Genomic DNA, 3,367 nt, shown 5'->3' on the forward strand with positions numbered 1-3,367 from the left:
GGCCACACCCGCCTTTGCACCGCCGACTGCCTTGACGACGCCATCGCTCGTCGGCGCCGTGCCGACCGTGACCAGGCCATAGACCTGCGTCAGGCCGGCCTTGGTCTGAACCGTGAAGGTGCCCGGGCCTGCAGAGGCGCCGATGGAGGTTGATGCAAAGCCGCTGGCACGAATGCGCGAGAAACCGTCGTTCTCGGTCCGGTACTCCACCGCCCCGGTTGCCACACCGAGCGACGGTTGGCTCTGGTCGGCAGCCGGTTCGCCGACGAACGAGCCGCTGCCCTTCACGACCTTGACGAGCCGCTGCCCATCGAGGCACAGGTTGTCGTCCGGAACATAGGCCACCGGGACGATGCGCGGCTTGTACGACGCGCCGACCGGCACCGGCTCGATCTTCGGACAGCGGGTGATCTGCGACAGGCCCTGCACCGACCAGCCGACTCCCATCGGCCCGTTCATGCCGCCGCTGTTGTAGACCAGGCTCAGCTTCGGCTCCATCCCCGCTACACCGGGCGGCACGACGATCGGGTAGCTGAAAACGGCTTGCCCGCTCTCGCTGACGACCAGCCCTTGCGCCGATGCGCTCAGCGCCACTGCGGACATCACCATCGCCAGCATGCGCGGCGCGGCACTTGCAAACCTGGCCAGCCGGGCATCTGCCCGCGAGAAGAAGGACACGTTCATGGGTTGGTTCTGTCGTTCAGGCCGAATAGATGAACTTCACCAGGCATCCGGCATTGCTGCCGAACATGCGCACCGTCGAGTCGCTGAGCTTGGATGCCAGCAGCAGCGCATAGATGGCCTTGTTGTTGGCTTGCACCGTGGCCTGGTCCGTGGCGGTGATGTGCGCACCCGAGATCTCCCAGTCGCAGGCCGCCTCCGCAAAAGCCGGCAAGGCAAGGGCATACATCGTGAGGAACGCAAGCAGTTTCTTCATGGTCTTCATGGCGGTCAGGGGTTGCGACGCAGCGCGTCGGCATCAGCAAGATCGAACGAATTGAAATGGGTGGGCCACGCCCTACGGACGCTGATCCTGATCCTCATGAGATCCCTCCATCGAGCGCTCGTGGGCGCATCTTCATGTCGTGTGCGACCGTGTGATCGCCGCGCACAGGTTAGCTGAGCCGGCCCGCATCCCGCAAGCGCTCGGCCTCGGCCAAGGGCATCTGTCCTCATCAATATTCATGACGTGCCGTGCGGCCGGAACTTCCCGCTCTTCCCGACGCCGGCTCGATACGATTACCGCTCCAGCGTGGCCCCGAACAGACTGCAGCGCCCGCTGAACGCCGTTACGGCTGGGTTGTCCGTGATGTGCAGAGTCACAGGTTTCTGCGCGAGCACCGCCATCGACAGCAGGCTGAACAAGCGCTTGTCGGCGTCGACGCTGCGCAGCGTGGTGATGTAGGTCGGGCTGCACGACATGCCCGCCGGAACCGTGAAGCCGCCTGCAACCTGAATCTCGAAATTGCCGGCCTGGTGGCCGACCGCATTGGCCTGGATCACACCGACCGACTGCAGGTAGACACCGGTGAGATAGGCTTCGGTGGCACAGGCATTCAAGGCGCATGACGAGATGGCGCTCAAAAGCAAGGCCTGCAACGTGATCCGTCGCAAGGACAACGGCAGACGCAACATTGCCGGCGCATTGCAGGCGCCGATGTTCAAGATCTTCATGGTGTCCTCCCGATTCGGCGCTCGTCGGCGCCATTGGCTGCTTTGTGCGATCTGTGTCGCGGAGCGTGTACGTTAACTGAAGCCCGCGCTCTCGTGCAAGCTTCAACCGCTCGCAAGAACGTGCGTTCTCATCAATATTCAGTACGTCTTGTACGGCAGGAACTTCCCGCTCATCACGATGCTGACCCGATCCCCCGCCGGGTTCGGCTCGCGCTGCAGGTCCATCCTGAAATCGATCGCACTCATGATCCCGTCGCCGAACTCTTCGTGGATCAATTCCTTGAAGGTCGTGCCGTACACGCTGACCAATTCGTAGAAGCGATAGATCAGCGGATCGGTCGGCACCGCGGTCGGCAGCGACCCCTTGTACGGCACCACGCACAGCCACTTCTGCTCGGCATCGCTCAACCCGAAGATCTCGCCGAGCACGCCGGCCTGCTGCGGCGTCAGCGTCATCTGGCCGAGGCAGGCAGCCGTCGTCCACTCCTTGCTCTGGCCGACCTTGGCAGCCACGTCGGACCACTTCAATCCCTTGGCGACCTTGGTCGCGATGATCTTCTCGGTGACATCGAGGCGGCTCATGGCATTGCTCCTGTGGACGGTGCAGCTCTCGTAGCAACGATCGTGCTAGCCTGCCGCGCACCATGTCGATGCTGCTCACGACACAGTCCTTCGAGGAAACCGGCAGTGCGCTCATCCCCGCCATGCTGGCGCCGGACGACTGCGACCGCATCGCAGACCTCGTCCAGGCCCTGGGCGCCGCCAGCGCAGGCACGCGCAGCCTGCTCGCTCAGCCCTGGTGCGCCGCCCTCGCCCGCCGGCTGCGGCAGCACCCGGTGCTGTCCGGATGGATGCCGGCCGGCGGCGTCGCCGTGCAGTGCACCTTCTTCGAGAAATCCGCGGCCATCAACTAGCTGGTTCCGGCCCACCAGGATCTCGGCATCCCGGTGGCCGAGCGCGTCGATCACCCGGCCCTGCGCGCCTGGTCCGAGAAGGAAGGCTCGCTGTTCGTCCAGCCACCCGCCGACTTCCTCGCGCAGCTGATCGCCGTGCGCCTGCACCTCGATCCCTGCACGGCGCAGGACGGGCCGCTGCGCGTGATCCCCGGCACCCATCGCCGCGGGCACATCAACGACGAAGAGGCCATCGCGCTGCGCCGCCGGGGTCTCGAAGTCACCCTCTGCGCGGCAAAGGGAGATGCGCTCGTGATGCGCCCGTTGCTGCTGCACGCCTCGTCGAAGGCCACCGGTACCGGCCGCCGCCGGGTGCTGCACTTCCTGTTCGCCCCCGCAGATCCGCCGCACGGCTTGCGATGGCAACATGCGGTTCAACCATGACCGATCCGACCACCACCCCCGCTCCCTTCACCGTCAGCGACCCCGCCACGCTCGAAGCCCTGTTCGGCGCCGTCGGCGAGGCCTCGATCCGCAAGGAGGCGCCCTCGCTGCACCCGGTCTACCGCCGCTGGCTCGAAACCGCCCCGTTCGCGGTGCTCGCCACCAGCGGCCCGGACGGCCTCGACGCCTCGCCGCGCGGCGACCCGGCCCCGCTCGTCACCGTGCAGGACGAGCACACGCTGCTGCTGCCCGAGCGGCGCGGCAACAACCGCATCGACAGCCTGCGCAACATCCTCGCCGACCCGCGCGTCGCGCTGCTGTTCATGATCCCCGGCGTCGGCGAGACATTGCGCGTC

7 protein-coding genes are annotated in these 3,367 nt (G+C 66.0%); 3 read left to right on the top strand and 4 right to left on the bottom strand.

Features of this window, described 5'->3' with window-relative positions; translation table 11 throughout:
* The 4 genes from AC1D01_RS26110 to cynS all read right to left on the bottom strand — a co-directional run.
* Positions 1 to 684: SpvB/TcaC N-terminal domain-containing protein (locus tag AC1D01_RS26110; RefSeq protein ID WP_477871545.1), on the bottom strand; the 684-nt coding region annotated here is incomplete at its 3' end.
* A gap of 16 nt (positions 685 to 700) precedes the next feature.
* Positions 701 to 937, bottom strand: a complete 237-nt coding sequence (locus AC1D01_RS26115; RefSeq protein WP_477871547.1) for a hypothetical protein — start codon at positions 935 to 937, stop codon at positions 701 to 703.
* A 302-nt stretch (positions 938 to 1,239) separates the two neighbouring features.
* A complete protein-coding gene (locus tag AC1D01_RS26120; protein WP_477871549.1) occupies positions 1,240 to 1,674 on the bottom strand; it encodes a hypothetical protein in 435 nt (144 codons plus the stop codon).
* Between the two features lie 138 nt (positions 1,675 to 1,812).
* A complete protein-coding gene (cynS, locus tag AC1D01_RS26125) occupies positions 1,813 to 2,256 on the bottom strand; it encodes a cyanase (RefSeq protein ID WP_477871550.1) in 444 nt (147 codons plus the stop codon).
* Positions 2,257 to 2,318: 62 nt separating this feature from the next.
* Here cynS and AC1D01_RS26130 point away from each other — a divergent pair, with 62 nt between their 5' ends.
* The 3 genes from AC1D01_RS26130 to AC1D01_RS26140 form a co-directional block, all read left to right on the top strand.
* Positions 2,319 to 2,588 (top strand): hypothetical protein, encoded by a 270-nt coding sequence (locus tag AC1D01_RS26130; RefSeq protein WP_477871552.1) that lies wholly within the window; start codon positions 2,319 to 2,321, stop codon positions 2,586 to 2,588.
* Positions 2,589 to 3,011, top strand: coding sequence for a phytanoyl-CoA dioxygenase family protein (locus AC1D01_RS26135; RefSeq protein ID WP_477871556.1), 423 nt, complete (start codon positions 2,589 to 2,591; stop codon positions 3,009 to 3,011).
* A partial coding sequence (locus AC1D01_RS26140; RefSeq protein ID WP_477871554.1) for a pyridoxamine 5'-phosphate oxidase family protein occupies positions 3,008 to 3,367 on the top strand: 360 nt, incomplete at its 3' end. The genes AC1D01_RS26135 and AC1D01_RS26140, both read left to right, overlap by 4 nt.

Source organism: Rhizobacter sp. P3_B12, assembly GCF_056402895.1.